Origin of the sequence: Actinoplanes sp. CA-131856, assembly GCF_050956135.1 — a bacterium.
Taxonomy (GTDB): domain Bacteria; phylum Actinomycetota; class Actinomycetes; order Mycobacteriales; family Micromonosporaceae; genus Actinoplanes.
This window is the reverse complement of sequence record NZ_CP191849.1, coordinates 8,792,887-8,818,396: the sequence shown is the minus strand read 5'-3', so window position 1 is coordinate 8,818,396 and position 25,510 is coordinate 8,792,887. Positions and strand designations below refer to the sequence as shown.

Annotated in this window: 23 protein-coding genes; 9 read left to right on the top strand and 14 right to left on the bottom strand. The window is 70.5% G+C overall.

What is annotated here, in order from left to right; translation table 11 throughout:
• Positions 1-27: 27 nt before the first annotated feature.
• Together ACQP2X_RS40260 and ACQP2X_RS40255 are read left to right on the top strand one after the other, a co-directional pair.
• Complete coding sequence (locus ACQP2X_RS40260; protein WP_498690905.1) at positions 28-3,570, top strand: galactose-binding domain-containing protein; 3,543 nt, start codon at positions 28-30, stop codon at positions 3,568-3,570.
• 73 nt (positions 3,571-3,643) lie between these two features.
• Positions 3,644-4,516: an alpha/beta fold hydrolase gene (locus ACQP2X_RS40255; protein ID WP_498690904.1), complete on the top strand. Its 873-nt coding sequence runs from the start codon at positions 3,644-3,646 to the stop codon at positions 4,514-4,516.
• Here ACQP2X_RS40255 and ACQP2X_RS40250 read toward each other — a convergent pair.
• From ACQP2X_RS40250 to ACQP2X_RS40240, 3 genes are read right to left on the bottom strand one after another with little or no spacing between them, the layout of a single operon-like run.
• Positions 4,496-5,821 carry a serine hydrolase domain-containing protein gene (locus ACQP2X_RS40250; RefSeq protein WP_498690903.1) on the bottom strand — a complete coding sequence of 442 codons (1,326 nt, stop codon included), beginning with the start codon at positions 5,819-5,821 and terminating at the stop codon, positions 4,496-4,498. The two genes, ACQP2X_RS40255 and ACQP2X_RS40250, sit on opposite strands and share 21 nt — an antisense overlap.
• Positions 5,822-5,848: 27 nt before the next feature.
• Positions 5,849-6,817 carry a hypothetical protein gene (locus ACQP2X_RS40245; RefSeq protein ID WP_498690901.1) on the bottom strand — a complete coding sequence of 323 codons (969 nt, stop codon included), beginning with the start codon at positions 6,815-6,817 and terminating at the stop codon, positions 5,849-5,851.
• Positions 6,818-6,856: 39 nt separating this feature from the next.
• Complete coding sequence (locus ACQP2X_RS40240) at positions 6,857-8,296, bottom strand: MFS transporter (protein ID WP_498690900.1); 1,440 nt, start codon at positions 8,294-8,296, stop codon at positions 6,857-6,859.
• Positions 8,297-8,360: 64 nt separating this feature from the next.
• Between ACQP2X_RS40240 and ACQP2X_RS40235 the strand changes: the two genes are divergently transcribed.
• A complete protein-coding gene (locus tag ACQP2X_RS40235) occupies positions 8,361-8,915 on the top strand; it encodes a TetR/AcrR family transcriptional regulator (RefSeq protein WP_498690898.1) in 555 nt (184 codons plus the stop codon).
• Here the strand turns inward: ACQP2X_RS40235 and ACQP2X_RS40230 are convergent.
• On the bottom strand, positions 8,912-9,937 hold the full coding sequence (locus ACQP2X_RS40230; protein WP_498690896.1) for a Gfo/Idh/MocA family protein: 1,026 nt from the start codon (positions 9,935-9,937) through the stop codon (positions 8,912-8,914). The two genes, ACQP2X_RS40235 and ACQP2X_RS40230, sit on opposite strands and share 4 nt — an antisense overlap.
• A gap of 170 nt (positions 9,938-10,107) precedes the next feature.
• On the opposite strand from ACQP2X_RS40230, the gene ACQP2X_RS40225 reads away from it, so the two are divergent.
• Entirely contained in the window at positions 10,108-10,674 is a 567-nt protein-coding gene (locus ACQP2X_RS40225) for a Uma2 family endonuclease (RefSeq protein WP_498690894.1), read from the top strand.
• A 107-nt stretch (positions 10,675-10,781) separates the two neighbouring features.
• Here the strand turns inward: ACQP2X_RS40225 and ACQP2X_RS40220 are convergent, their stop codons facing one another.
• Together ACQP2X_RS40220 and ACQP2X_RS40215 are read right to left on the bottom strand one after the other, a co-directional pair.
• Positions 10,782-11,039: a type II toxin-antitoxin system Phd/YefM family antitoxin gene (locus tag ACQP2X_RS40220; protein ID WP_498690891.1), complete on the bottom strand. Its 258-nt coding sequence runs from the start codon at positions 11,037-11,039 to the stop codon at positions 10,782-10,784.
• A 31-nt stretch (positions 11,040-11,070) separates the two neighbouring features.
• Complete coding sequence (locus ACQP2X_RS40215) at positions 11,071-12,465, bottom strand: diguanylate cyclase domain-containing protein (protein ID WP_498690890.1); 1,395 nt, start codon at positions 12,463-12,465, stop codon at positions 11,071-11,073.
• Positions 12,466-12,577: 112 nt separating this feature from the next.
• Between ACQP2X_RS40215 and ACQP2X_RS40210 the strand changes: the two genes are divergently transcribed.
• Entirely contained in the window at positions 12,578-13,396 is an 819-nt protein-coding gene (locus tag ACQP2X_RS40210; RefSeq protein WP_498690889.1) for a methyltransferase domain-containing protein, read from the top strand.
• On the opposite strand, the gene ACQP2X_RS40205 is transcribed toward ACQP2X_RS40210, so the two are convergent.
• Positions 13,384-14,034 (bottom strand): YqeB family protein, encoded by a 651-nt coding sequence (locus ACQP2X_RS40205; protein WP_498690887.1) that lies wholly within the window; start codon positions 14,032-14,034, stop codon positions 13,384-13,386. The genes ACQP2X_RS40210 and ACQP2X_RS40205 overlap by 13 nt on opposite strands.
• Positions 14,035-14,145: 111 nt before the next feature.
• Here ACQP2X_RS40205 and ACQP2X_RS40200 point away from each other — a divergent pair, with 111 nt between their 5' ends.
• Positions 14,146-15,249 carry a sensor histidine kinase gene (locus ACQP2X_RS40200; protein WP_498701165.1) on the top strand — a complete coding sequence of 368 codons (1,104 nt, stop codon included), beginning with the start codon at positions 14,146-14,148 and terminating at the stop codon, positions 15,247-15,249.
• Positions 15,237-15,896 (top strand): response regulator transcription factor, encoded by a 660-nt coding sequence (locus tag ACQP2X_RS40195; RefSeq protein WP_498690886.1) that lies wholly within the window; start codon positions 15,237-15,239, stop codon positions 15,894-15,896. Before ACQP2X_RS40200 ends, ACQP2X_RS40195 begins: the two co-directional genes overlap by 13 nt.
• Here ACQP2X_RS40195 and ACQP2X_RS40190 read toward each other — a convergent pair.
• The 4 genes from ACQP2X_RS40190 to ACQP2X_RS40175 are packed head-to-tail and all read right to left on the bottom strand — an operon-like array spanning position 15,890 to position 20,659.
• Positions 15,890-17,368, bottom strand: coding sequence for a glycoside hydrolase family 130 protein (locus ACQP2X_RS40190; protein WP_498690885.1), 1,479 nt, complete (start codon positions 17,366-17,368; stop codon positions 15,890-15,892). The two genes, ACQP2X_RS40195 and ACQP2X_RS40190, sit on opposite strands and share 7 nt — an antisense overlap.
• Positions 17,369-17,376: 8 nt before the next feature.
• Positions 17,377-18,459, bottom strand: a complete 1,083-nt coding sequence (locus ACQP2X_RS40185) for a glycosyltransferase (RefSeq protein ID WP_498690883.1) — start codon at positions 18,457-18,459, stop codon at positions 17,377-17,379.
• Positions 18,456-19,598, bottom strand: a complete 1,143-nt coding sequence (locus ACQP2X_RS40180) for a glycosyltransferase (protein WP_498690880.1) — start codon at positions 19,596-19,598, stop codon at positions 18,456-18,458. The genes ACQP2X_RS40185 and ACQP2X_RS40180 overlap by 4 nt, the downstream gene beginning before the upstream one ends.
• Positions 19,599-19,657: 59 nt before the next feature.
• A complete protein-coding gene (locus ACQP2X_RS40175; RefSeq protein WP_498701164.1) occupies positions 19,658-20,659 on the bottom strand; it encodes a glycosyltransferase family 4 protein in 1,002 nt (333 codons plus the stop codon).
• Between the two features lie 82 nt (positions 20,660-20,741).
• Between ACQP2X_RS40175 and ACQP2X_RS40170 the strand changes: the two genes are divergently transcribed.
• A complete protein-coding gene (locus ACQP2X_RS40170) occupies positions 20,742-22,427 on the top strand; it encodes a glycoside hydrolase family 13 protein (RefSeq protein WP_498690879.1) in 1,686 nt (561 codons plus the stop codon).
• Positions 22,428-22,721: 294 nt separating this feature from the next.
• Here ACQP2X_RS40170 and ACQP2X_RS40165 read toward each other — a convergent pair whose 3' ends face one another.
• Positions 22,722-22,868 (bottom strand): hypothetical protein, encoded by a 147-nt coding sequence (locus ACQP2X_RS40165; RefSeq protein ID WP_498690878.1) that lies wholly within the window; start codon positions 22,866-22,868, stop codon positions 22,722-22,724.
• 57 nt (positions 22,869-22,925) lie between these two features.
• Positions 22,926-24,476 carry a CocE/NonD family hydrolase gene (locus ACQP2X_RS40160; RefSeq protein ID WP_498690877.1) on the bottom strand — a complete coding sequence of 517 codons (1,551 nt, stop codon included), beginning with the start codon at positions 24,474-24,476 and terminating at the stop codon, positions 22,926-22,928.
• 50 nt (positions 24,477-24,526) lie between these two features.
• On the opposite strand from ACQP2X_RS40160, the gene ACQP2X_RS40155 reads away from it, so the two are divergent.
• Complete coding sequence (locus ACQP2X_RS40155; RefSeq protein ID WP_498690875.1) at positions 24,527-25,153, top strand: TetR/AcrR family transcriptional regulator C-terminal domain-containing protein; 627 nt, start codon at positions 24,527-24,529, stop codon at positions 25,151-25,153.
• Here ACQP2X_RS40155 and ACQP2X_RS40150 read toward each other — a convergent pair.
• Entirely contained in the window at positions 25,143-25,508 is a 366-nt protein-coding gene (locus ACQP2X_RS40150; protein ID WP_498690873.1) for a VOC family protein, read from the bottom strand. The genes ACQP2X_RS40155 and ACQP2X_RS40150 overlap by 11 nt on opposite strands.
• Positions 25,509-25,510 lie beyond the last annotated feature (2 nt).

Here is a 25,510-nt window from a genome sequence, read left to right as displayed (position 1 = left end):
TTCACGGATGAAAGGTTCGCTCCCACCATGAAGAAACGGCTCCTGGCCGCTTTAGCGGCGGCCGGCATCGTCGCCACAGTCCTCGTCGCACCTTCCCCCGCCAGCGCCGCCGGCCCCAACCTGGCCGCCGGCAAGACCTTCAGCGCCAGCAGCTACACCGACGTCTACCCGGCGGGCAACGCCGGCGACGGCAACGCCAACTCGTACTGGGAGAGCAACAACAACGCCTTCCCGCAGTGGCTCCAGGTCGACCTGGGCACGGCCACGCAGGTCAACCAGGCCGTCCTCAAGCTGCCGCCGGCCAGCGCGTGGGCGACCCGCACGCAGACCCTGACCGTCCAGGGCAGCACCGACGGATCGTCGTTCAGCACGCTCAAGGCCAGCGCCGGCTACACCTTCAACCCGGCCACCGGCAACACCGCCACCATCGACTTCACCGCGGCCGCGGCCCGCTTCGTCCGGCTGACCATCACCGGCAACACCGGCTGGTCGGCCGGTCAGATCTCCGAGCTCGAGGTGTACGGACCGGTGTCCGGCGCCGACACGCAGGCGCCGTCCGCTCCGGGCAGCCTGGCCTACACGCAACCGGCCACCGGCCAGATCCGGCTCACCTGGAACGCGTCGTCCGACAACGTCGGCGTCACCGGCTACGACGTCTACGCCAACGGCACGCTCCGCACGAGCGTCGCCGGCAACGTGCTGACCTACACCGACTCGCAGCCGGCCGGCGCGACCGTCTCGTACCAGGTGCGGGCCAAGGACGCGGCGGGCAACGTGTCGGCCGCCAGCAACACGGTGACCCGTAACGGCACGTCCACGCCGGGCAGCAACCTGGCCCTGGGCAAGCCGATCGAGGCGTCGTCGGTGGTGCACACCTTCGTGGCCACCAACGCCAACGACGACAACACCGCCACCTACTGGGAGGGCAGCTCCTATCCGGCCACGCTGACGGTCAAGCTCGGCGCCAACGCGGCCGTGTCGTCGGTCGTGGTCAAGCTCAACCCGGACAGCTCCTGGGGCACGCGTCAGCAGACGTTCGCGATCCTCGGGCGCGACCAGAGCTCGTCGTCCTACACGACCATCGCCGGCGCGGCGTCGTACACCTTCAATCCCGCGAGTGGCAACAGCGTGACCATCCCGGTCAGCGCGACCACCGCGGATCTTCGCCTCTCCTTCACCGCCAACTCGGGCGCGCCGAGCGGCCAGGTGGCCGAGCTCCAGGTCATCGGCACCGCGGCGCCGAACCCGGACCTCACGATCACGGGCGTCTCGTCCTCGCCGGCCTCGCCGGTCGAGACCGACACGGTCACGCTGTCGGCGACCGTGCGCAACGCGGGCACGGTGTCCAGCGGTGCCACCAACGTCAACTTCTACCTGGGTACGACAAAGGTCGGCACCGCCAACGTCGGTGCCCTCGCGGGCGGCGCGTCGGCGACCGTCACCGCGTCCATCGGCGCCCGCGACGCCGGCACGTACCAGGTCGTGGCCAAGGTCGACGAGGCCAACACGGTCTTCGAGACCAACGAGGCCAACAACTCGGCCACCGGCTCGCTGACCGTGACCCCGGTCAGCAGCTCCGACCTGGTCGCCTCGGTGGTTTCGTGGTCGCCGGGCAACCCGACGGCCGGGCAGACGGCCACCTTCTCGGTCACTTTGAAGAACCAAGGCTCGGCGGCGTCGGCCTCCGGGGCGCACGGCGTGACCGTGACGATCCTGAACGGCTCGTCCGTCGTGAAGACGCTCACCGGCTCGTACAGCGGCACGCTCGCGGCCGGCGCCTCCTCGCCGGCGATCAACCTGGGCACCTGGACCGCGGTCAACGGGCGCTACACGGTCCGTACGGTCGTCGCCAACGACGGCAACGAGCTGCCGGTCAAGCAGGCCAACAACACCAGCGAGAAGTCGTTCTTCGTGGGCCGCGGCGCCAACATGCCGTACGACTACTACGAGGCCGAGGACGGCCAGACCGGTGGCGGCGCGGCCGTCGTCGGCCCCAACCGGACCGTCGGTGACCTCGCCGGTGAGGCATCCGGTCGCAAGGCCGTGACGCTCAACCAGACCGGGGCGTACGTCCAGTGGACCACCCGCGCCGCGACCAACACCGTCGTCGCCCGGTTCTCCATCCCGGACGGCACCACCAGCTCGATCAACGTCTACGTCAACGGGTCCCTCAACAAGACGCTGCCGCTGACCTCCAAGTACGCCTGGCTCTACGGCAACGAGACCGCGCCGCAGAACTCGGGCACCGGCCCGCGGCACATCTACGACGAGGCGAACATCCTGCTCACCGGCTCGTTCCCGGCCGGCAGCACGATCAAGCTGCAGAAGGACTCCGGCAACAGCGGAAACATCGCGATCGACTTCATCAACCTGGAGCAGGTCGCGCCCAAGGCCAACCCGGACGCCTCGAAGTACGTCGTGCCGACCGGCTTCGACCAGCAGTCGGTGCAGAACGCCCTGGACACCGCCCGGCAGGACACCACCAAGCTGGGCGTCTACCTTCCGGCCGGTGACTACCAGACCTCCAACAAGTTCCAGGTGTACGGCAAGTCGATCCGCGTGGTCGGGGCCGGCCCCTGGTACACGCGCTTCTACACCCCGTCCACGCAGTCCGAGACCGACGCCGGCTTCCGGGCCGACAGCACGGCCAACGGCTCGACCTTCGCCGACTTCGCGTTCTTCGGCAACTACACGATCCGGATCGACGGGCCGGGCAAGGTCTTCGACTTCGCCAACACGGCCAACATCACCATCGACAACATCTGGACCGAGCACGTGGTGTGCCTCTACTGGGGCGCTAACACCGACAACATGGTCATCAAGAACGCCCGGATCCGGAACACGTTCGCCGACGGCATCAACATGACCAACGGCAGCACCGGCAACCTGGTCGACAACAACGAGGCCCGGGCCACCGGCGACGACAGCTTCGCGCTGTTCTCGGCGATCGACGCCGGCGGCTCCGACGAGATCAACAACACCTACAGCAACCTGACGTCGATCCTGACGTGGCGGGCGGCCGGTCTCGCGGTCTACGGCGGCTACGCCAACACGTTCAAGAACATCTACATCGCGGACACCCTGGTCTACTCGGGCATCACCATCAGCTCGCTCGACTTCGGCTATCCGATGAACGGGTTCGGGGCCAACCCGCCGACGGTCTTCGACAACATCTCGATCGTCCGGGCCGGCGGCCACTTCTGGGGCGCGCAGGTCTTCCCGGCCATCTGGGTGTTCAGCGCGTCGAAGGTCTTCCAGGGCATCCGGGTCTCGAACGTCGACATCGTCGACCCCACGTACTCGGGAATCATGTTCCAGACCAACTACGTGGGCGGGCAGCCGCAGAACATCGTCCAGGACACGACGTTCACCAACGTGACCATCAGCGGCGCCCAGCGCAGCGGTGACGCCTACGACGCCAAGTCCGGGTACGGCATCTGGGCCAACCCGATGCCCGAGGCCGGCCAGGGCCCGGCGGTCGGCTCCGCCACCTTCACCAACCTCCAGTTCAGCAACAACTACCGGGACATCGAGAACCCCACCAGCACCTTCACCATCATCCGGAACTGACCCTCTCCCTTTGGGGCCCGCGATCCGTCCCCCGCGGGCCCCATTCCGGCCGTTTGATGCGTATGTTCTGAATGTGGAGCGAATCGACCTGCCGGACGGGCGCACGATGGAATACCTCGCCGAGGGGCCGACCGGCGGGCTGCCGCTGGTCTTCCACCACGGCACGCCGTCGGGGGCGGTACGTCACGAGCCGGTGTTCAAGTCGGCGATCCGGCACGGCCTGCGGATCATCATGCCGAGCCGGGCCGGATACGCGGGGTCGTCGCCCCACCCGGGCCGCCGGGTGGCCGACGTCGCGGGCGACGTGGCGGCGTTGCTCGACGGGCTCGAGGCGGCGCACTTCGTGACCATCGGCTGGTCCGGGGGCGGACCGCACGCGCTGGCCTGCGCGGCCCGGCTGCCCGGGCGGTGCCTGGGTGCGGCTCTGATCGCGGGCGTGGCCCCCTATCAGGCGCCCGGGCTCGACTGGATGGCCGGCATGGGCGAGGAGAACATCGCCGAGTTCGGGGCGGCCGCTCAGGGCGTACAGGAACTCGATCGGCTTTTGACCCAGATGGCCGAAGGCCTGGCCCGGGTGACCGGGGCCGACGTGGCCGAGGCGTTCGGCGACCTGCTGTCGGGCGTGGACAAGGAGGCGCTGACCGGCGAGTTCGCCGACTATCTGGCCGAGTCGTCGCGCTATTCGGTCTCGGCCGGCATCGCCGGGTGGCGCGAGGACGACCTGGCCTTCCTGTCCGACTGGGGTTTCCGCGTCGAGGACATCAAGGTGCCGGTGGCGGTCTGGCAGGGCGGCGAGGACCGCATGGTGCCACCCGCACACGGCCAGTGGCTGGCCACCCACGTGCCCGGCGCCGAGGCCCACCTGCTGCCCGGCGAGGGACACCTGTCCCTGCTGGCCGGCATCGACGCGGTGGTGGAGAGCCTGCTAGCGCACAGCAACTCCTGACTGCCTCCTGGCCACCCGGCCGCCGTAGAGATAGCGGCCGCCGTCGAGGAAGGTGAGCGTCGAGTGGGAGCCGTCGTCCGGTTCGGTGGTGATGAAGGTGTCCCCGTCGAGAGCGACGTACCGGTCGGTGGACACGGCGTCGCCGAACTCCGCGGCCAGCCCGTGCGGGGTGGAGGTCACGTCGAAGCCGTCCTCCGCGACCGCCACGTCGTAGGTGGCGAGCGGGTAGTGGTAGCGCCCGGCGAACTGCTCCGGGCCAGGCCGCGCGTCCCGGATCGAGGGCGCCGGCCGGGCCGGCACGGTGAGACCGGTCAGCTCGCCGACGATCCGGTCGAGCATCTCGTCGAAGAAGCCCCGGTAGGAGGAGCTGTTGACGCTCATCGCGACGACAAGCTCGTGGCCGGGCACGACCCGCCACTGCGTGGCCTGCCCCATCGTCTCGCCGTCGTGGCCGACGGCGGCGGTGCCGTCCCAGTCGTACAGGATCGGCCCGAGCCCGCGCTGCCGCGCGCCCCGCTCCGGAACACCGGGCAGGTCGAGCTGCGCCTGAACCAGAGGATCGCCGTCCCCGTCGAGGAACAGCCGCCCGAACCGGACCAGTTCCCGCGGCGCCACGACGAGCGAGCCGCCGGCCGGCCCGATCGAGCGGGGCAGCTGCCATCGCGGGGTCAGCTTGCCGTCGATGTGCCCGGCGGCAACCCGGAAGAGGATCGCCTCCTCGGCCAGCAGGGCCACATGCCGCGCACCCAGGGGCGCGACGAGACGTTCACGGACGACCGCCTCGTACGTCGCGCCGCGCAGCCGGGCGACCAGGGCCCCGAGCACGCTGAAGCCGGAGTTGCAGTACGAGAAGAGGGCGCCGGGCGGAGCGATCTGTTCGGCGTGCCCGCCGAGGTGAACCAGATATCTGTCCAGCGCGTCGTCCCCGCGCCCGGTGTCCTCGAACAGGTCACCGTCGAAGCCGCCGGTGTGCGTCAGAAGCTGCCGAACGGTCACGGTCTCGGTGGCCTCCGGATCGACCACCGAGAACTCGGGCAGATAGCGCCGCACGGGCTGGTCGAGCTCGACGAGCCCGTCCTCGACGAGCTGCATGACCAGCACGGCCGTCCATATCTTGCCGACCGACCCGGTCTGGAAGAGGGTGTCCGGCGTGGTGGCCACCCCGGTGTCCACATTGACCACACCGGTGGCCGCCTCGGCCAGCTCACCCTGATGACCGACGGCCACCGCGGCGCCGGGAACTCGATGCCGCTCGGCGACCTCGCCGATCCACGCGTCCAGTTCCAGCTTCGAGAGCAACGACACCGTGCCTCCTCATCGATGGGCGAGCCCTCACCATAGGGTCTGCTGCCCGTCCACCTCGTCCGTCAGCCGCTCGGGAAGCTGCCACAACCGCAGCACGCCGTCGCGTGCGTTCGTCACCCACCGTCCACGCCCGTCGGTGGCGGCGATCGAGTTCTGGGGCATGACCAGCGGCCCGTAGTCGATGTCGGCCTGCCGGCGCAGGCTCCGGGCCGCCAGCAGCCGATGCTCCTCGAAGTCGCTGTCCACATGGTTCAGGCCCACGAGTACGAAGTCGTCGCTCACCAGGGCGGCCGCTTCCATGAGGCGGTGCCCCGGCTCTTCCTCGGCGTAGCACGCGACGATCACCGCTCCGGTCGTCACGTCGCGGATCGCGATCTCCCGTACGTCGTGGGGAAGTGAAAGGTAGCGATCGCCGGCGGAGGTGAAGCCGTTGAGGAACTCACCGGCAAGGGCGTGTCCGGCGATCCGCCCGTCACTCAGCCACGCCAGGTGGCTCAGCGGAGTGTCCTGCCCCATGGCCACATGCAATCCGAGCCGCCGGCCGTCGGGATGGGGCCAGAACCCGGCGGCGCCCACCGAGGAGGTCAGCCGTTCGCGAGCGATCACCTCACCGGTTGCCGCGTCGTGGGCCACCAGCTCGTCGCTCTCCTCGTCGGAAGGCAGGTAGACCCAGAGGACGCCATGGGCGTCGAGGTGGCAGTTCGTCTCACTTGGCAGTCCGCCCGAGGCGACGGCGAGCTCGCGCCGCCACAACCGCCGGCCCTGGCGGTCGCAGACCACGAGCTCGCCGAGGGTGACGGCCGCGAGGTGCCGATCGCTGACGCTCGCCCGGAACGCCGTCACGGGGAGGTTGACGCGGATCGGGTTTCGCAGGCGGGGCTCGAAGAGCGTCACCGAGCCGTCGGCGGGATGGGTGACCAGCCAGCCGGTTCCGTCGACGGGGCTGACCCGGCCCGTCGACGGCACTTCGGCCTCGGCCAGGGCGAGAGGGCGCACCGCGGCACAGTAGCGCGGGCGCCCTCCGGCGTGGGGAAGTCAGACCTCGACGGGTGAGAGCTCCGGCAGGACCTCCGGCTCGCGCTTCTCCTCGGTGGCCGCGGGGCGGGCCGTGGGCACCAGCAGGGCGACCAGGAAAGCGGCCGTGGCCACGGCGGCCAGGATCAGGAACGACGTCGTGTAGCCGGACTCGGCGGGCAGGCCGGCCGGGCCGGGGTGGCTGGTGACGATGGAGCTCACGACCGCGGTGCCGATCGAGGCGCCGATCGTGCGGATGTTGGTGTTCATGCCGCTGGCGGCGCCGGTCTGATGGCGGGGGACGGCCTGGACGATCAGGTTGATCATCGAGGAGTAGACCAGGCCCAGGGCGACGCCGAAGACGGCGCCGGCGATCGACAGCGACCAGCGGTCGCCGTGTTCCAGGGCGAACGACAGGGCGGCCAGCGCGCCCAGCGCCGAGCCGATCAGGAGCTGGATCTTGCCGCTGAGCCAGCGGGTCAGGGGGCCGCTGAGCGAGCCGAAGACGGCCATCATGACCAGCATCGGCAGCATGATCAGGCCGGCCTCGGTGACCGAGGCCCCGAAGCCATATCCGGAGGCCTTCGGCACCTGGACGAGCTGGGGCAGGAAGGCGAAGACGCCGAACATCGCGGCGCCGAACAGCAGGGCGACCAGGTTGGTGGTCCAGACCGCGGGCAGGCGCATCATCCGCATGTCGATCAGCGGGTTGGCCGAGCGGACCTCGGCCAGCAGCCAGGCCGCGAACAGCACGACCGCCGCGGCCAGCAGGCCCAGTGTCTTGCCGGAGGTCCAGCCCCAGCTGGTGGCCTTGCTCAGCGGGAGCAGCAGGGCGACGAGCCAGGCCGAGAGCAGGGCCGCGCCGACCCAGTTGACCTTTCCGGGCGTCCGCACCGGCGACGGCGGCACGAAGCGCCAGGCGGCGACGCCGACCACGGTGACGACGGCCATCGGGATCCAGAACAGCCAGCGCCAGTCGAGGGCGCCGACGATGGGGCCGGCCAGGACGATGCCGAGGCCGCTGCCGGTGGCGATGACGGCGGCCAGGACGCCGACGGCCGAGGAGACGCGCTCGGCCGGGAACTCGTCGCGGATGATGCCGAACGAGACGGGGAAGACGGCGCCGCCGAGGCCCTGGAGGACGCGGGCCACGATCAGGACGGTGACGTTGGGCGCGATCGCGGCGATCAGGCAGCCGACGGCGATCGCGGCCAGCGCGACCAGCAGCGTGCGGTCCTTGCCGAGCATGTCGGCGATGCGGCCCATGAGCGGGGTGGCGACCGACGCGGACAGCAACCAGGCGGTGAGCACCCAGGTGACCGTGCCGGCGGACGTGTGCAGGTCCTGCTGGATCGTCGGCAGAACCGGCGTCACCAGCGACTGCATGAGCGAGAAGGCCGCCGCGGCGGCGGCCAGCACCGCGAAGGTCGTTCGCGGCTTGCTCTGATAAAGTCGAGGCATGCCTCCAGATTAGTGGAGGGGTGCCTCCGGTTCGCAACTGCCGGAGGGTGTGAGGAGGCTCTCCATGACTGACGTGCCCGTCGCGGTGCGCCGGCCGCAGCGTGCCGACGCGCGGCGCAACTTCGACGCGCTGCTCGCGGCCGCGCGCGAGGCGTTCGCCGAGAACGGCACCGACGCGTCGCTGGAGGACATCGCGCGTCGTGCCGGGGTGGGCATCGGCACCCTCTACCGCAACTTCCCGACGCGGCAGGACTTGTTCGAGGCGGTGTACGTCGAGGAGATCGACCAACTGCGCCAGGTGGCCGAGAAGGTGTCGTCACTGCCGCCATGGCAGGCGCTGAGCGCCTGGTTGGAGCAATTCGTCCGGTACGCCGTGACGAAGCGCGCGGTCATCGAGGCGCTCAACCGCGAGTCGGAGATGTTCCGCTCCTGCCGAGCGACGATGTACACGGCCGGCGAGCCCTTGTTCACCCGCGCTCAGGACGCCGGCGAGGTCCGCACCGACGCCAGCTTCGACGACGTCCTGCGCATGATCTCGGGCTTGACCGGCGGCGCTTTCGTCGACGACGCCCAGCGCGAGCGCGTGTTCGGCTTCGCGCTGAGCGGCATCCGGGCTTAGAGGCGGACCGCTTCGCCGGAGCGGGCGCTGCGGCGGGCGGCGTCCAGGACGGTCATCGTCCGTACGGCGTCCTCGGGGTCGACCGGGACCGGGGACTCGTTGCGGACGGCGGCGGCGAAGGCCGGGTAGTACGTGTCCCAGCGGCCGCGCTCGGTGGGAACCTCGGTGCCCTCGTCGCCGCGGAAGATTTTGCCCGGAAGGGGCTCGGTGCCCCACTGGTCGCCCAGCTCGGCCGGGGATCGGCCGCCCTTGAGCAGGTCTTCCTGGATGTCGATGCGGCCGTCGAAGCCGGTGATGAAGGCGCCCGTGGTGCCCACGACCCGGAATCGGGGACCCGGGGCCGGCTGACGCCAGCTGCCCCACAGGTGCGACTCCACGCCGCCGACGTGATGCAGTGCCATGAACATGTCGTCGTCGAGCTCACCGTTGCCGCGCATCTCGGCGTACACCCGAACCGCCGGACCATGCAGCAGCAGAGCCTGATCGACCAGATGGGAACCGAAGTCCATCAGCGTGCCGCCGCCGGCCGCCCCCACCTTGCGCTCCGGCTGCCACCGCTCGAAGCGCGACTCGAACCGCCGGATCTGCCCGAGCTGCCCGTCGGTGATGAGCCGCCGCAGCGTCAGCAGATCGGAGTCCCAGCGCCGGTTCTGATAGACGCTGAGCTTGACGCCCTTCTCGTTCGCGGCCGTGACGACCTCACGGGCGGCCCCGGCGTCGAGCGCGAACGGCTTGTCCACCACGACGCTGAGCCCGTGCGAGATCGCCTCGAGCGCGAGCGGCGCGTGCGTGCTCACCGGCGTCGAGATGGTGACCGCCTCGGCCCCGGCCGCCGCGATATCGGCGATCGAGTCGAACGCCGCCGCCTTCGGGTGCTGCTTACCCAGCTCGGCCCGGCGCTCCTCGTTGGTGGTGACCACACCGAGAAACTCGATGTTGCCCGCCGACGCGATCAGCGGGGCGTGAAAGATCCGCCCACCCGAGCCGTACCCGACAAGCCCGAACCGCACCGCGTCACTCATACGGAAAAGCCTGCCACATCCCCCTCCGCGCCCGAACCTCGGTCCGCTTGGCCAGCGAATTGACGTCGGATCTAGTCGTATGACAGGATGCTTAGTGACAATAAGACCGCTTCGGCAGGGCTTGGCATGGCACGCTTAGGACAGCATCTGCCGAGAGGTGAGGCGATCCTATGAGCGTGGCCATGCTGGAACACCCCGAGCCGTGGAGCGAGGACGAATATTTCGCACTCGGTGAGACGGCGAACCGGGTGGAGCTGGTCGATGGGAGCCTGTGGGTGAGCCCCGCGCCGAGCAAACGCCATCAGCACATCGCCTTCCTGCTCGCGAGGGGCCTCTATGGCGCCGCCGAGCGAGCCGGTCTCCTGGTTCTGCAGGACGTCAATCTGCGACTTGCCGGTGGGCGCATCCTTCAGCCGGACCTCGTCGTGGCCGACACCGATGACGCCGGAAATGCCGTGGAGGCCGCCGAGGCCAAGCTGGTCGTCGAAGTGGTGTCGCCCAGCAACGCGGGGACGGACCGGCTGCTCAAGCCTCAGCTCTACGCGGCGGCCGGCATCGGCTGGTATCTGCGCGTGGAGCAGCCGCGCGATTCGGTCGAGTTGCACCTGGAGCGGCTGGCCGGCGCTCACTATGTCCCGGCCGTGATCGCGGGCCTCGGCCAGGCGCTCGTCTCCGACGAGCCGTTTCCGTTCGAGCTGGAGATAGCTTCCCTGCTGGACCGGCGGCGCCGCGGCTAGATGCAGGCGGCGCTCCGGCGCATCGATGGGCAGGACGCTAGGAAGGTCGGCGAATCAGGCGGTTTCCGCTGCCGCGTGCGTAAGCGATCAGCGCGTTGGTGTCAGGATCAGGCGTCAGCCGACAGGTCGCCCCGACTGGCTTCCAGGAGGGCCACCGCTGCCGCGATGTCCTCGGTGAAATGGTCGTCCGGGGACGGAATGCCCGCGAGCGCGGCGTGGAGATCCGCGCCGGTGCGCCGGCGCGCGGGGGCGATCTCGGCCACGGGACGATTGCCCCGGGTGATGACCACAGTCTCGCCCCGCTCGATGGCGTCGAGCAGGTCCGGGAAATTCCGGGACGCCTCGGTGGCGGTCATGGTCCGCATGCATCGACGTTATCCGACGATCAGATTGGTCTCACGCGGCGACCGGGTGGGTCAGGGGTGAGTACGTCTCGATGCGGTTCTTGCCCAGAGTCTTCGCGGCGTACATGGCCATGTCGGCTCGGCGGGTCAACTCCTTGACTGTTATGCCGGGCTCGCTGTGGGCGACGCCGATGCTGGCGCCGACCGTTACCGTGGCCGCGCTCAGTGCGATGGGGGCCGAGAGCAGGGCGCAAAGGTCGGCGGCGATCTCGGTGGCTTCATAAGGGCCGGTCAGGAGCAGGGCGAACTCGTCGCCGCCGAAGCGGCCGGCCACGCCGGGGGCGGTGGACAGGCGGGTGGCGATCTCCTGGAGGAGCTCGTCGCCGGCGGCGTGGCCGTGGGAGTCGTTCACCTTCTTGAAGTCGTCCAGGTCGATGTTGAGCAGGGCGACCGGGCGCGGGCCGGCCAGGGCCGAGGCGACCGCGCGCAGGAACTTCGCCCGGTTGGGGAGCTGGGTCAGGTGGTCGTGGTGGGCGCTGTGCTCCAGCTCGGCGTGCGTGCGGCAGCCGCCCTCGGCCAGCACCACCTGGTGGGACAGGGTGCGGAAGGCGTCCAGCACCTCGGGCGGGACCGCGCGGCGGCCGGCCACGGCCACCGCCAGGTCGGCGTCGATGGTGTGGACGTGCCACGCGCGGAAACCGGGGAGCAGGGACTTCAGGTCGTCGACGTGGTCCAGGCGGTGGCCGCGCAGGCCGGCCGGGACGCCGGCCAGGTTGGCGATCCGCAGGCCGCCGGTGTCGCGGCGGACCACCAGCATGGCGACGCCGGAGTTCAGGGCGATCAGTTCCTCGGAGGCGGCGCGCCCGATCTCGCGGATACGGGTGATGTCGGTGACGCCGAGCATGGACGAGCCGGCCCGGGCCAGCAGCGCCTCGCGGGCGACCGCCCGTTCCTGGCGGCGCAGTGTCACGTAGATGCCGCGGGTCAGGAAGGCCATGAGCAGCAGCTGCGGGATCAGGACGAGCACGTTGCCCGAATGCCAGGACAGCTCCCGGCCCAGCGACTGCGGCGAGATCGCCACCGCCACCGGATAGGCCACCGAGGCGAGCAGCAGGCGCAGCGCCCACAGGGTGCGCGAGCCGTAGAGCGACAGCACGACCGTGGAGGCGAGGGCCAGGGCCAGGCCGCCGATCGGATCCTTCAGGCCGGAGCCGCCCAGCGCGATCAGCACGGGGACCACGGGCAGCGTCCACCAGCTGGAGCGCTCACGGACGTACGTCAGAACCAGCAGGACCAGAAGCGCGAGGATCGCCGCGGCCGCAAGGCCGAGATATCCGGGGGAGTGCCCGGCGTTGCCGATCTGTGTGGCCTGGGACAGCAGCCCGGCCGATCCGACGGCGAGCGCGGCGAGCCGTGTGCGCTTCAGGGTGTCCCGGGGGATCCTCACCACGGGATCATCGACCGGCGCTGCGACGACATGAGTACGTTGCGTGATCCTTCCTGTCGGATGAGTGACCGGGACCCGGACCCGAAGCGTTTCATGCGTCAACATTTGCCGCATGAAGCAGATGGAGCGCACCCCCTGGGCCGACCTCGACGGCCAGCCTCGCGAGCTGACCGCGATGCTGCTGGCCGCGCTCGAGGCGATGGGCCGCCACCCGGAGATCCGGCGGGTCCGTCGTACGGCAAGGGAGGCGCTGCGCCCCGAGGCGGGCTGGCGGATGCTGGACGCCGGCTGCGGCGCCGGTGACGTGGCCCGGCGGCTGGCCGGCGAGTCCGGCGGCGAGGTCATCGCCCTGGACGTGTCGGCCGCGACCATCGCCGCCGCCGTCGAGCGCCACGACGGCAGCGCCGTGCGCTACACGGTCGGCGACCTCGCCTCGATCGACCTGCCGGCCGACAGCGTCGACGGGGTCTGGTGCGAGCGGGTGCTCCAGCACGTCGACGACGCCGACGTGGCCATCGCCGAGCTGATCCGGGTGACCCGGCCCGGCGGGCGGCTGTGCCTGATCGACACCGACTGGACGTCGCTGGCCTTCGACGGGGTGCCGCCGGCGCTGGCCCGCACGGTCATCGACGACATGCACGGCCGGCTCACGCCCCGGCGGGCCGACATGGGCCGCACGCTGCGGCGCCGCCTGGTCGGCAAGGGTCTGCGCGACGTGAGCGCGACCCCGGTGACGTGCCTGTTCCCCGATCCCGCGTCGGCCGCGGTGGTGTTGCCCATGCTCAATCCGGGGGTGCCCGAGCAGGCGTGGATGACGGCTCCGGGCGTACGGGAGAAGTGGTTCTCGCATGTCGAAGCCGCCGGCGCCCGCGGCGATTTCCTCGCGGTGCTGACCATCTGGGTCGTCACCGGCGCCGTTCAGGAGGCGTGACGCCAGTACTGCTTCTTCTTGACGTCGCGCACCACGACCCCCAGCCGGCCCAGCTCCTCGCGCAGGTCGCGCAGCTCGTCCTCGTCACCCGACTTCAGGGCCTTCTGCCGCTCGGCCAGGATCGCGTTGGCGGCGGGCGAGATGTCCGGCAGATCGGGCACCCAGCGGCGGTAAGCGGCCAGATAGGGGTCCTCGTCCGCCCACGGCACGCCGTGCTCGGTGAAGGCGGCCCGCAGGCGCCGGGACATCAGAAGGGTGGGCTCCCGGGCCAGTTCCTGGCCGGTGCGCCCGAGCAGGACGAGCTTGTCGCGGTCGGGGAAGACCACCGCGATGTCGGCCCGCGGCACGACCCGCCGATGGCCGGGCCGGGTCAGCTCCACCTCGGCCGTCGACACCCGCACCTTCAGCGACTCGGCGTCGACCATCGCCGCCAGCACCAGCCCCAGGATCACCCCCAGACCCGGGGTGACGTACGTCGTCACGACCGAAGGCAGCTCCTCGATCAGCCCGAACGGCCCGGGGAGCCACTCCACGCCGCCCAGCAGCCGCAGCAGGAGCGCCGCGCCGAAGCCGAGAGCGGGCGCCGTGATCCACACCAGGGTGCGAAGCCACCACGGGGTGGGCACAGTCGTCGTCACGCCCTCATCCTTCAAGGAAAGGAGCGCCGGCGAATACCGACCGAGGGCGACGAGACGTAGACCAAAGTCGACTGCCCGAGGGGAAGAGCCGCCGGTAGCGTCGGAAAGGTGATGCGCCGCTGGCTCGTGGAGCTGACCCTGGCCGCCGTCGCGGTCGTGCTGGGCGTCTTCTTCACGGTCAACTCGATCGGCGAGGGCGACGGTTTCCCGGCCGAGGCCGAGGCCGTGGCCGGCGTGATCGCGGTGGCCGGCCTCGTCCTGTTCCGGCGCCGCCGGCCGGCCGCCCTGACCCTCGTGCTGATCCCGTTCGGCATCTTCTTCGCCATGCCGATGGGCGCCCTGCCGATCGCCCTGTTCAGCGTCGCGCTGCACCGCCCGGGCCGGCTCGCGGTGGCCCTGGCCGCCCTGCACGCGGTGACGACGGCCGTCGTCTACGGGTTCGCGCTCGGCCTCACCCGCGTCTACTACGAGAGCGTCACCTTCATCGTGCTGCTCAACGTCAGCCTGGTCGCGATCGGCATGCTCATCCGGTCGCACCGGCAGCTGGTGGCCTCGTGGGCCGAGCGGGCCCGGCAGGCCGAGGAGGGCCAGCGGCTGCGGGTCGACCAGGCGCGGCTGGCCGAGCGCGAGCGCATCGCCCGCGAGATGCATGACGTGCTGGCCCATCGCATCTCGCTGCTCGCGGTGCATGCGGGGGCTTTGGAGGTACGCCGGGACGCCTCACCCGAGGAGCAGAAGGCGGCCGGGACGATCCGTCAGTCGGCCCACGACGCCCTGGAGGACCTGCGCACCGTGATCGGCATGCTGCGGACGCCGGGCGAGGACCGGCCGCAGCCGACCCTGGGCGACGTGCCGGCCCTGGTCGAGCAGTCCCGCGAGGCCGGCGCCGAGGTCGGCCTCACCTTCGACGGCGCCGACGGTGTGCCCGAGCAGGTGGGCCGCAGCGCCTACCGGATCGTGCAGGAGGCGCTGACCAACGCCCGCAAGCACGCGCCCGGCGCGCCCATCGAGGTCACGATCAGCCGTACCGCCGAACCGGGCCTCACCGTCGAAGTGGGCAATCCCCTCGCCGCCGGCGGTGGCCTTCTGCCCGGGGCGGGCGCCGGGCTGACCGGGCTGCGGGAGCGGGTGCAGCTGGTCGGCGGCCGGCTGGAGCACGGGCCGACCCCGGGCGGCGAGTTCCATCTCAAGGCCTGGCTACCGTGGCCGACGTGATCCGGGTGCTGCTGGTCGACGACGACGCCCTCGTGCGGGCCGGCCTGACCATGATGCTGGCCGCCTTCGACGACATCGAGGTGGTGGGCGTGGCCGTCGACGGCACCGAGGTGGCGGCCTCGGTGAACACGCACAAGCCGGACGTCGTGCTGATGGACATCCGCATGCCCGGCATGGACGGCCTGACCGCCACCGAGTCGCTGCGGCTGCGGCGCGACGCCCCCGAGGTGATCGTGCTGACCACCTTCGACACCGACGACCACGTGCTCCGGGCCCTGCGCGCGGGCGCCGGGGGCTTCCTGCTCAAACACACCCCACCCCGGGAGATCGCGGAGGCGGTACGCCGCGTCGCGGCCGGCGAGCCGATGATGTCGCCCGAGGTGCTGCGGAAAATGATCGGCCTGGTCGCGGGCGCGCCGGCCGACCCGCGGCGGCAGCGGGCCCGGGCCGCCCTTCAGCGGCTGAGCCCCGGCGAGAGCGACGTGGCGCGCCTGGTCGCCGAGGGCCGCACCAACCAGGAGATCGCCACTGAGCTCCTGATGAGCACGGCCACCGTCAAGGCGTACGTCTCACGCATCTTCACGAAGTTGTCGTGCACGAACCGGGTGCAGATCGCCCTGATCGTGCACGACGCGGCGGATCAGTAACCGGTGGGAACCATCCGCGAGAGCAGCTGCTCGACCGGGACGCTGGCGAAGCCGATGCGGACGTCGCTCGCGCCGTACGGCAGCCAGAAGTTGCCGTCGTGGACCAGGCCGCCGCACGAGTAGACGACGTTCGGCACGTAGCCCTCGCGCTCGATCTCGTCCGGGTCGAGCAGGCCCTCGGGCAGGTCGGCGATGACCCGGGCCGGATTCTCCAGATCGAGCAGCATGGCCCCGATCGCGTAGCGGCGCATCGGGCCGACGCCGTGGGTCAGCACCAGCCAGCCCTCGTCCGTCTCGATCGGCGAGCCGCAGTTGCCGACCTGGATCAGGTCCCAGCCGCGGTGCGGCACCAGCAGCGGCTCGGCCGCCTGCCAGCGGTGCTGGTCGTCGCGCACGCTCAGGCCCAGCGTCTCGCCGTCGGAGCGGCACAGCGCCATCTTGCGGCCGCCGATGTAGCGCGGGAACAGGGCCATGCCCTTGTTGCGGGCGGCCGGGCCGTGCAGCCGGGTCACCTCGAAGTGCCGCAGGTCGCGCGAGAAGATCACCCGGCCCGAGATGTGCCGGCCGTCGTACGCGGTGTAGGTGCCCTGATAGACGTGCCGGCCGTCCGGGTCGAGGACGCGGACGAAGCGGGCGTCCTCCATGCCGTTGCTCTCGGCCGGGGTGGCCGGCCACAGCACCCGCTGGTGCAGCGGCACGGCCGGTGGGAACTGCACCGCGTACTCGTCGGTGACGATGTGCCGGATCCGGTCGATCGTCTCCTGCGAGGTGGGCCGGGACAGCAGCTCGCCCGGGATGTGACCGATGACGTCCTCGAAGTCCTGGTCGGTGTAGCGCTCGGGCAGCGAGCAGACGACGTACGCCGCCGCCTCGTGGTCGATGCCGGCGTCGAGGAGCGCCGCCTCGAGCTGGTTCTTCCAATGCTGGGCGCCGACCCGCTGGCCGATCATCAAGGGGCCGTCGCGGTCCTCCATGCGGATGCGGTCGCCGGGGCCGAGCACGGCCGAGCAGAAGCCGATCGACGAGATGTGCCCCTCGCCGATCTGCCGCAGGCTGATGGCGACCCGCAGCTCGCCCGCGTCGAGCCCGGTCTGGTCGGGGTGCGGCACCATCGACGGGTTGCACAGCGCCGCCGCCTCGACCGCGAACTCGTGGCTGAAGTAGGCGCCGATCAGCGTGCGGGCGGTGGGGGAGAGGTCGAGCCCGCTGGGCACCCGGTGCTGGACCAGCTCGTAGTGGTGCTGGAAGACGCCGAGCAGGTCGTGATGGCGCCCGGCGAAGCGGGTCAGCACGTCGTCGAGCAGCCGGGCGATCTCGCCCTCGTCGAGCTGGAGGATGCGCTCGATGAGGCTCTGGGTGCGGTTCTTCACGCCCTGGGCGTCCTCGCCGGGCACGAACAGCTTGATCACGACGCGCCGGCCGTCCGGCTCCATGACGATGTCGTGGCGCGTGATCAGCGATTGCTCATTCATGACTGCGGTCATGCTAGGCCGCCTGACGGTCGGGTCGCGCTCCTGCTCACCAAAGTGCGGGCGTGCTGCATCGTGGAGACGAGCGCGAGGGTTGATTCGGCTCCTTGGTTCACATTAGGACCTTCTACCGTCAATCCGTCATAACATCCGCCGGTTAGGGGGTCGTACATGACGGTTTGTGAGTCGTTGTCCCCGAGGAACCAGGCCACCGCCCGGAAGAGCTGCTCGTCCCAGCGGTCGTCGCCGGTGACCGCGGCCGCCGTGGCGCAGGCGTCGGCGGTGGCCGCGGCCTCGATCGGCTGCTGGTCGAAGCGGTGCTTGGGCACGCCCGGCCGCCATCCGCCGACCGGCACCGTGGACAGGTGCCCGTCGTTGTCCTGCTGCCGGCACAGCCAGGCCAGCGTCTTCAGGCCGGACCGCAGCAGCGGCTCGTCGCCGAGCAGGTCACCGGCCGCGATCAGCACCTCGGCCAGGGCCGGGTTGGCGTAGGTCAGCTCGGGCTCGGGCCACAGCCAGTCCGGGCCGGCGGCGGGCAGGCCGATCACCGTGGCCGCGTCGGCCAGCAGCTGGGCCGCCTCGGTGTCGCGCGGGTCGGTCCGCAGCACCTCGGCCGCGCCCAGGGCGGCGTACGCCATGGCCCGCGACCAGGGCGAGCGTTGCCGCAACCCGAGCCGGAACGAGGTCATCGCCTCCCGCCGGATCCACGGCACGGTCGAGCGGGCGGCCGCGGTGCCCAGGCCCCACATCGCCCGGCCCCACCAGTCGCCGGTCGACGGCTCGTCGGTCCAGCGGCGGTCGTAGGACATGCGGTTGCGGAACGCACCGTCCGGGCCCTGCGCGTGCGTGAGGAAGGCCAGATAACGCTCGGCCAGCCCGGCCAGCTGGGCCGTCGGGCGGGGTTCCCGGCTGATCAGCAGGAGCCCGCGCGAGACGTCGTCCACGCAGTAGCCGTGCTCGCGCCGCACGATCGCGTTCCGGGCGTGCTCGAGCAGGCCGGTGTCGTCGGAGAGGCGTACGACGTGACTCCAGTCGGGCGGTGGGGCGTCGGCGAGTTGGATCGGCGGCGGGACCAGCCGGAGCCCGATCGTCATGCCGGCACCGACGCGGCGGCGAGGGTGGGCAGGAGACGCGACGCCAGCGCTTGATAGCGGGCCGCGACCGCGGGCCAGCGCAGGGTCGGCCCGCCGGTCAGCCCGGTGATCCGGCCCGGCAGGCCCGGCTCGGCCAGCGCCCGCCGGATCGCGGCCGCCATGGCCTCCGGATCCTGATGCGGCACGAGCAGGCCGGGCCCGTCGGCCAGCAGCTCCACCGCGTGCGGGAACTCGGTCGCCACGACCGGGATCTCGGCGCCCACCGCCTCGATCAGCACGCCCGAGGTGACCTGCTCGGTCGAGTCGTACGGCAGGACCACGACGTCGGCCGAGCGGATCAGCCGGGTCAGCTCGGCCTCCTCCAGATAGGCGTCGGCCCAGACCAGCTGGCCGGCGACGCCGAGGGAGGCGGCCAGCTCCTTGAGCGAGTCGCGGTAGACGTCGCCGAAATGCTCCAGCACCTTGGGATGCGTGCGCCCCGCCACCGTGTAGAGCGGCTCGGGGTCGAGGTCGCCGAGCCGGGCCAGGGCGCGGATGGCCCACTCGATGCCCTTGCCCGGACCGAGCAGGCCCCAGGTCAGCAGGTGCGGCCGGTCGTGGCCCTCACGCGGGGCGCCGGAGCGGCTGCCGGCGCCGTGCGGGATGACCGAGATCTTGCGCGGGTCGACGGCGTACCCGCCGGCCAGGCGCTGGCGCGCGGTGTCGGTCATGGTGACCAGGGCGTCGGCCGAGGCGCCGATCTTCTCCAGCACGCGGCGCTGCAACGGGTCGGGATTGCTAAGCACGGTGTGCAGCACGACGATGGACGGGATCCGCAGGGCGCGCAGAAGCGGCAGCACCTCGTCTCCGGCGTCGCCGGGATAGATGCCGTACTCGTGCTGGAGGATGGCCACGTCGAAGCGGTTGAGCGCGTTGGCGGCGGCCTGCCATCCGCCCGGGGTGTCCGTGTGCCAGGTGTGCACGACGCGCGGCGCGGCGCGGTCGAGCTCGATGCCGCCGCTCACGCTGTCGCCGGCCAGCAGCCGGACGACGCCTCCGGCGCCGCCGGAGTTCAGATGCGTGGCCAGTGCGGCATTGAAGGTCGCCAAACCGCATTGGGTGGGCGGGTAGGTGCTCAAGAAGCCAAACTTCGCGGGCATGGTCGGCCTTTCCGGAAATAACCCCCGATTGCGCTCAATTCGCAATTTGACGTTAACATTCAGCTGACGATTTTGCGGTAAATGGTCAGATAGTCCTCGACCATCCGGTCGGCCGAGAAGCGCCCACGCGCCCGTTTCGCGCAGGCCGCGCGGTCGAAACTTCCGATTTGTCCGACTGCTGCGACCGCTTCGTCGATGTTTGCGACCAGCTGTCCGGTCACGCCCTCGTCAATGACCTCGGGCATGGATCCTTTGCGGTACGCGATGACGGGCGTTCCGCACGCCATCGACTCCACGACCGACAGCCCGAACGGCTCGGCGAAGCGAATCGGGTGAAGAAGCGCCAGCCCCGAGCCGAGGATCGTGCCGCGCTCGTCCGGCCCGACCGAGCCTCGATAGACGACCCGGTCACCGTCGATCCGCGGCTCCACCTTCTCTTCGAAAAAGCGCCGGTCCTGCACGATCCCGCAGATGACGAGCCGCCGGCCGGCCCGCTCGGCGATGTCGATGGCCAGATCGGTGCCCTTGTCCGGATGGATGCGCCCGAACAGGATCAGGTCGGTCCGGGGCTCGGGCTGGACCGGCAGCCCGTCCAGGTCGATGCCGTGGTGCACGGTGGCCAGATAGTCGAGGTCGGGGGAGCGGTCGCTGTCCGAGATCGCGACGAAGTGCGACCGCGCCCGCCGGTAGGCCGGGAGGATGTTGGCGCCCGAGAATCCGTGGATCGTGGTCACCATCGGGGCCGCGCAGTGCTGCGAGAAGGCCAGCGGCAGCCAGTCCAGGTGGTTGTGCACGAGGTCGAACTCGCCCGAGCGGGCCAGCGCGTGCCCCACGTGCAGGGCCTCCCAGACGCGCCCGTCGATCTCGTCGTTCTCCTCGTAGCCGGTCGGCGCGACACCGTCGAGGGCGGCCTTGGTGATCGAGTCGAGGCTGGCGAACAGCGTGACGTCGACCCCGCGGGCCACCAGCCCCTCGGTGATCAGGCTGGTGATCAGCTCCCAGGGCCCGTAGTGCAGCGGCGGCGTACGCCAGGCGATCGGCCCCAGCATGGCGACCTTCACGACAAACGCCACTTTTTGGTAGTTAACACGTGGATAGTATGCCCAGCGGTTTGGCGCGGCGTTCTCGTGTTAGACAACACGCATGACGGATCTCTGGTGGAAGAGCGCGGTCGTTTACCAGATCTACCCGCGCAGCTTCGCCGACGCCGACGGCGACGGCATGGGCGACCTGCGCGGCATCATCGAACACCTGGACCACCTGGCCGGTCTCGGCGTCGACGTGCTCTGGCTCTCGCCGATCTATCCGTCCCCGCAGGACGACAACGGCTACGACATCAGCGACTACCAGGACATCGAGCCGATCTTCGGCACCCTGGAGATCTTCGACGAGTTGCTGGCCGGCGCGCACGCCCGCGGCATGAAGCTGATCATGGACCTGGTGGTGAACCACAGCTCCGACGAGCACCAGTGGTTCGTCGATTCACGCTCGGGCGTAGCCAGCGCGAAACGCGACTGGTACTGGTGGCGCCCCGCCCGCGAGGGCATGGAGCCCGGCACCCCCGGCGCCGAGCCGACCAACTGGGGATCGGCGTTCGGCGGATCGGCCTGGGAGTACGACGAGAAGAGCGGCGAGTACTACCTGCACCTGTTCTCGAAGAAGCAGCCCGACCTCAACTGGGAGAACGACGAGGTCCGGTCGGCCGTCTACGAGATGATGAACTGGTGGCTCGACCGGGGCGTCGACGGCTTCCGGATGGACGTCATCAACATGATCTCGAAGGACACGTCGCTGCCCGACGGCCGCCTCACGGCCGGATCGTCGTACGGGGACGGCTCACCGGCGTACATCAATGGTCCTCGCATTCATGAGTTCCTCCAGGAGATGCACGCGAAGGTCTTCGCCGGCCGCGACGCCATGCTGACCGTGGGCGAGATGCCCGGCGTGACGGTGGACGAGGCCAAGCTGTTCACCGACCCGGCCCGCGGCGAGGTCGACATGGTCTTCCAGTTCGACCACGTGTGGGCCGACCGCGGCGACGACCCGTGGCTGCTGGTCCCGCTGCAGCTCACCAAGCTGAAGGCGATCTTCAACCGCTGGCAGGCGGGCCTGGCCGAGGTGGGCTGGAACAGCCTCTATTGGAACAACCACGATCAACCCCGGGCGGTCTCCCGGTACGGCGACGACAGTCCCGCTTTCCGCGTGGCGTCGGCCAAGATGATCGGCACGGTGCTGCACCTGCACCGCGGAACGCCCTACATCTACCAGGGCGAAGAGCTGGGAATGACGAACTTCCCGTTCCGTACGATCGCCGACTTCCGCGACATCGAGGCGCTGGGTCATTACGCGCAGGCGGTGGATCGCGAGGGCCGGACGCCGGAGGAGGTGCTGACGGTTCTGCGGGCCAGGGGGCGGGACAACGCCCGTACGCCCATGCAGTGGAACGCGTCGCCGAACGCCGGCTTCACGACGGGAACGCCGTGGCTGGCGGCGAACCCGAACTACCCGGAGATCAACGCGGCGGCCCAGCACGACGACCCGGACTCGGTCTACCACTACTACCGCCGGCTGATCGAGCTACGCCACAACGAGCCGGCCGTGGTGGACGGCGACTTCACGATGCTGCTGCCCAACGACGAGCAGTTGTACGCCTTCACCCGCCGCCTGGGGTCCACCGAGCTCCTGGTGATCGGCAACTTCTCAGGTTCCGAGGTGACGGCCGAGATCGACGGTTGGTCCGAAGCCGAGTTGGTCCTGACAAACCTGCCCGCCCCCGAAGGTCTCACGCTGGCACCGTGGCAGGCCGTGGTCTACCGCCGAACTGTTTAGAGCGGGCCACATCCGCCGGTCGCAGTCCCCGCGAGCGGGAGGCTGCGACCGGGGCGCCGAACTTCCGGGGCGCCGAACTTCCGCGCCGCCGGGCTTCTGGGGCGCCGAACTTCCGGGCTTCCGGGCTTCCGTATACACCTATCCGCCGCTGGCGCCGAGCATTCCACAGCAGACCCCGTTGTCCACAGCGTGCTGCCGCGATCTTGTCGTTTCCGTCAGACTGGTGCAGGACGGGGGCCCCCAAGGGAGGGCGGGCCGTGTGAGTCGCGCGCCCCGGGCGGCGGCGGGCGAGCGCTAGCTGGTGATGGTGTCCCACGAGTAGCCGAGCAGGGCGAAAGCCGCGCCCAGCAAAGCCAGGCTGACCCCGCGCGAGCTGATCGGCAGGGCCGCCAGTACGAGCAGGATGACCGCGATGAGATAGAAGACGCCCTGGATGGACATGAATGCTCCTCGATCCGTGGGGATGGCGGCGGCGAGATACCCCACGGGCCGGGAACGCTAAACCAAGGTCAAATTCAGGGTCGCCGTACGGATCGTCGTCTCCGTCGGCACCATCCGGGTGGCCGGGCCGGGTGGTTCGCCGGTTCCGTAGTTACGCAGGAACCGGGGGTGGGCGCCGCCTGCCACGAGCAGGCGCAGGCGATGTCCGGTGCGGAAGACGTGGCCGGCCACGCCCAGGTCGATCTCGGTGGGGCCGTCGGCGGAGACGCGGGTCAGGCCGTCGCAGATGTTGATCGAGCGGCCGGACGGGTCGACGTCGCAGAGGCGGACGAACAGGTCGCCGCTTGCCGCCGTCGTTGTCGCCTCCAGGACGGCGCTGACCGGGCCCAGCACCGTCAACGGTGACGTCAGCGGCTCCTCCGTGAACACGAGCACGTCGGAGCGCTTCTCCAGCGAAGCGTTGTCGACCTGGCCCTGTGTGGGTGACTGGAGCGGGCCGCCGATCGACGGCGTCGGGTCGGCCGGGTCGTACCGGAAGGTCGCCGGCCCGGTGACCATCTCGATCGCTGACGGGAACGCATCCGGTGGCGGCCATGACGGGAGGTCGCGCCACTCGCCGGTGCCGCCCACGTGGACCCGTACGGCATAAGCCGCCGGCTCCCCTCGCAGCCGCCGGAGAGCCTGCGGGAAGATCTCCGACCAGCCTTTCTCCAGGCTGGACGTGTGGGTCCAGGGGCCGATCAGCAGGTCGGCGTCGCGGCCGGCGGCGCGCAGGCGGGCGTGCTGGTCGAGGGTCTGGCCGATGCTGAGATCCCACCAGCCGGTGCAGAGGCTGACCGGCACCTCCATGGCGCCCGCGGCCTCGGTCATGTCGGCGTCGCACCAGAACTCCGGCTCGGGGTGGGCCAGCCACTCCTCGAACGCCGGCCGGCGGCCCCCGAGCACGGCCGGATAGGCGTCGAGGAATGGCCGGTCGTGGGTGGCCCGGCGGAGCCGGAACTTCAGGCGCAGCGCCGCCCGCAGCAGGCCGCCGCTGGTCAGCGCCGACGACTGGAACAGGGCCAGCCCGCCGACGAGGGCTCGTTCCAGGCCGAACGCGCCGCCTTTCCAGAAGAAGTCGTGGGGGTCGTTGTGGCCGACCTGCTGCACGGCGCCGCGCCATTCGGGCGGCGGATCAAGGGCCAGGGCCGATTGGGTGTACGCCATGTAGCTGGCCCCGACCGTGTAGAGCTCCCCGGTGAACCAGTCCTGTTTGCGGAGCCACTCGACGGTGGCGCGGCCGTCCTCGGTCTCGTGGCCCCAGGCGCGGAACGTGCCGCCCGAGCCGCCGGCGCCGCGGGTGCTCTGGAGCAGCACGTGGAAGCCCTGCTCGGCGAAGAGGGCCCCGTAGAAGTAGTTCCAGGGAAAACCGCTGCGGACGTACGGGGCCCGGACCATCACGGTCGGGCAGGGCTCGCCGGTGACCGGGGCGTAGTGGTCGGTGAGCAGCGGGCTCCCGTCGGCGGCGGGCACGGGCACACCGGTCTCGCGGCGGACGTCGTACCGGGCGGGCGGTCCGTTGCGGGTCCGCCGTCGCAGCAGGCGGAGGAGCAGTGGCAGTCTTTCCATCGGGCGACCCTCATTTCCGTACGTTGTACTAGAAATAATAGGAGGCATCGATGGCTCGCGGAAGACCGCCGTCGCACACGCGTGACCAGGTGGTGGACGCGGCGGTCGCCATCGCCGACGCGGAGGGGCTGGCCGCGGTCACCATGCGGCGGGTCGCCACCGAGATCGGGGCGGGGGCGATGTCGCTCTACACCTACGTCCCCACCAGGGATGTCCTGATCGACCTGATGGTGGACCGGGTCGGCGGCACGGCGGCGCCGGTCGAGCTGACGGGGCGGTGGCGGGCCGATCTGCTGGCCATCGCCGGGTCGCAGCGGGCGCTGATGGTGGCACATCCGTGGCTGCCGTCGGCCCTGCCGAACCGGAGCCTCACCGGCCGCAACACTCTCGCCTATCTGGAGCGAGGGCTGGCCGCGCTCGCGCCGACCGGGCTCGACGGCGCGACCCGTCTGGAGCTGATCGCTCTGGTGACCGGCTTCGTGGCGTCGTTCGTGACGTCCGAACTGTCGGCCGGGGTCCCGCAGGTGACCGAACCGGTGACGGCGGCGGAGTTCCCCCACCTCGTGGCCGCGTTCGCCGAGGGCGGGCCGGCGCGGGAGCCGAGCTTCGAGCGCCTGGCCGACTGGATGATCACGGGCCTGGTCACCCAGGCCCGTGATCACTCCGCTAACTTTTGAGGCAGATGTCGAACGGCTGACCGGACGGGTCGAGCAGCACCCGCCAGCGATCGGGCTGCGGCTGCTCGGCCGGCTTGGTGGCGCCCAGCGCCAGCGCCTGCTCCTCGGCCTTGTCCAGGTCCTCGACGTAGAAGTCGAGGTGATAGCGCTTGGGTGCGCTCTCCTGAGGCCAGCCCGGTCCCGTATATCCCGGCACCTGGCCGAAGCCGATGCTGGACGAGCCGTCGCCGATCATCGCGTACTCGTCCTGGCTGTGCAGCACCTTCCAGCCCAGCACCTCGGAGTAGAACCGGGCCTGCCCGGCCGGGTCGGCCGCGTCCAGGTTGATCATTGCTAACGTCGCGAATCCACTCATGG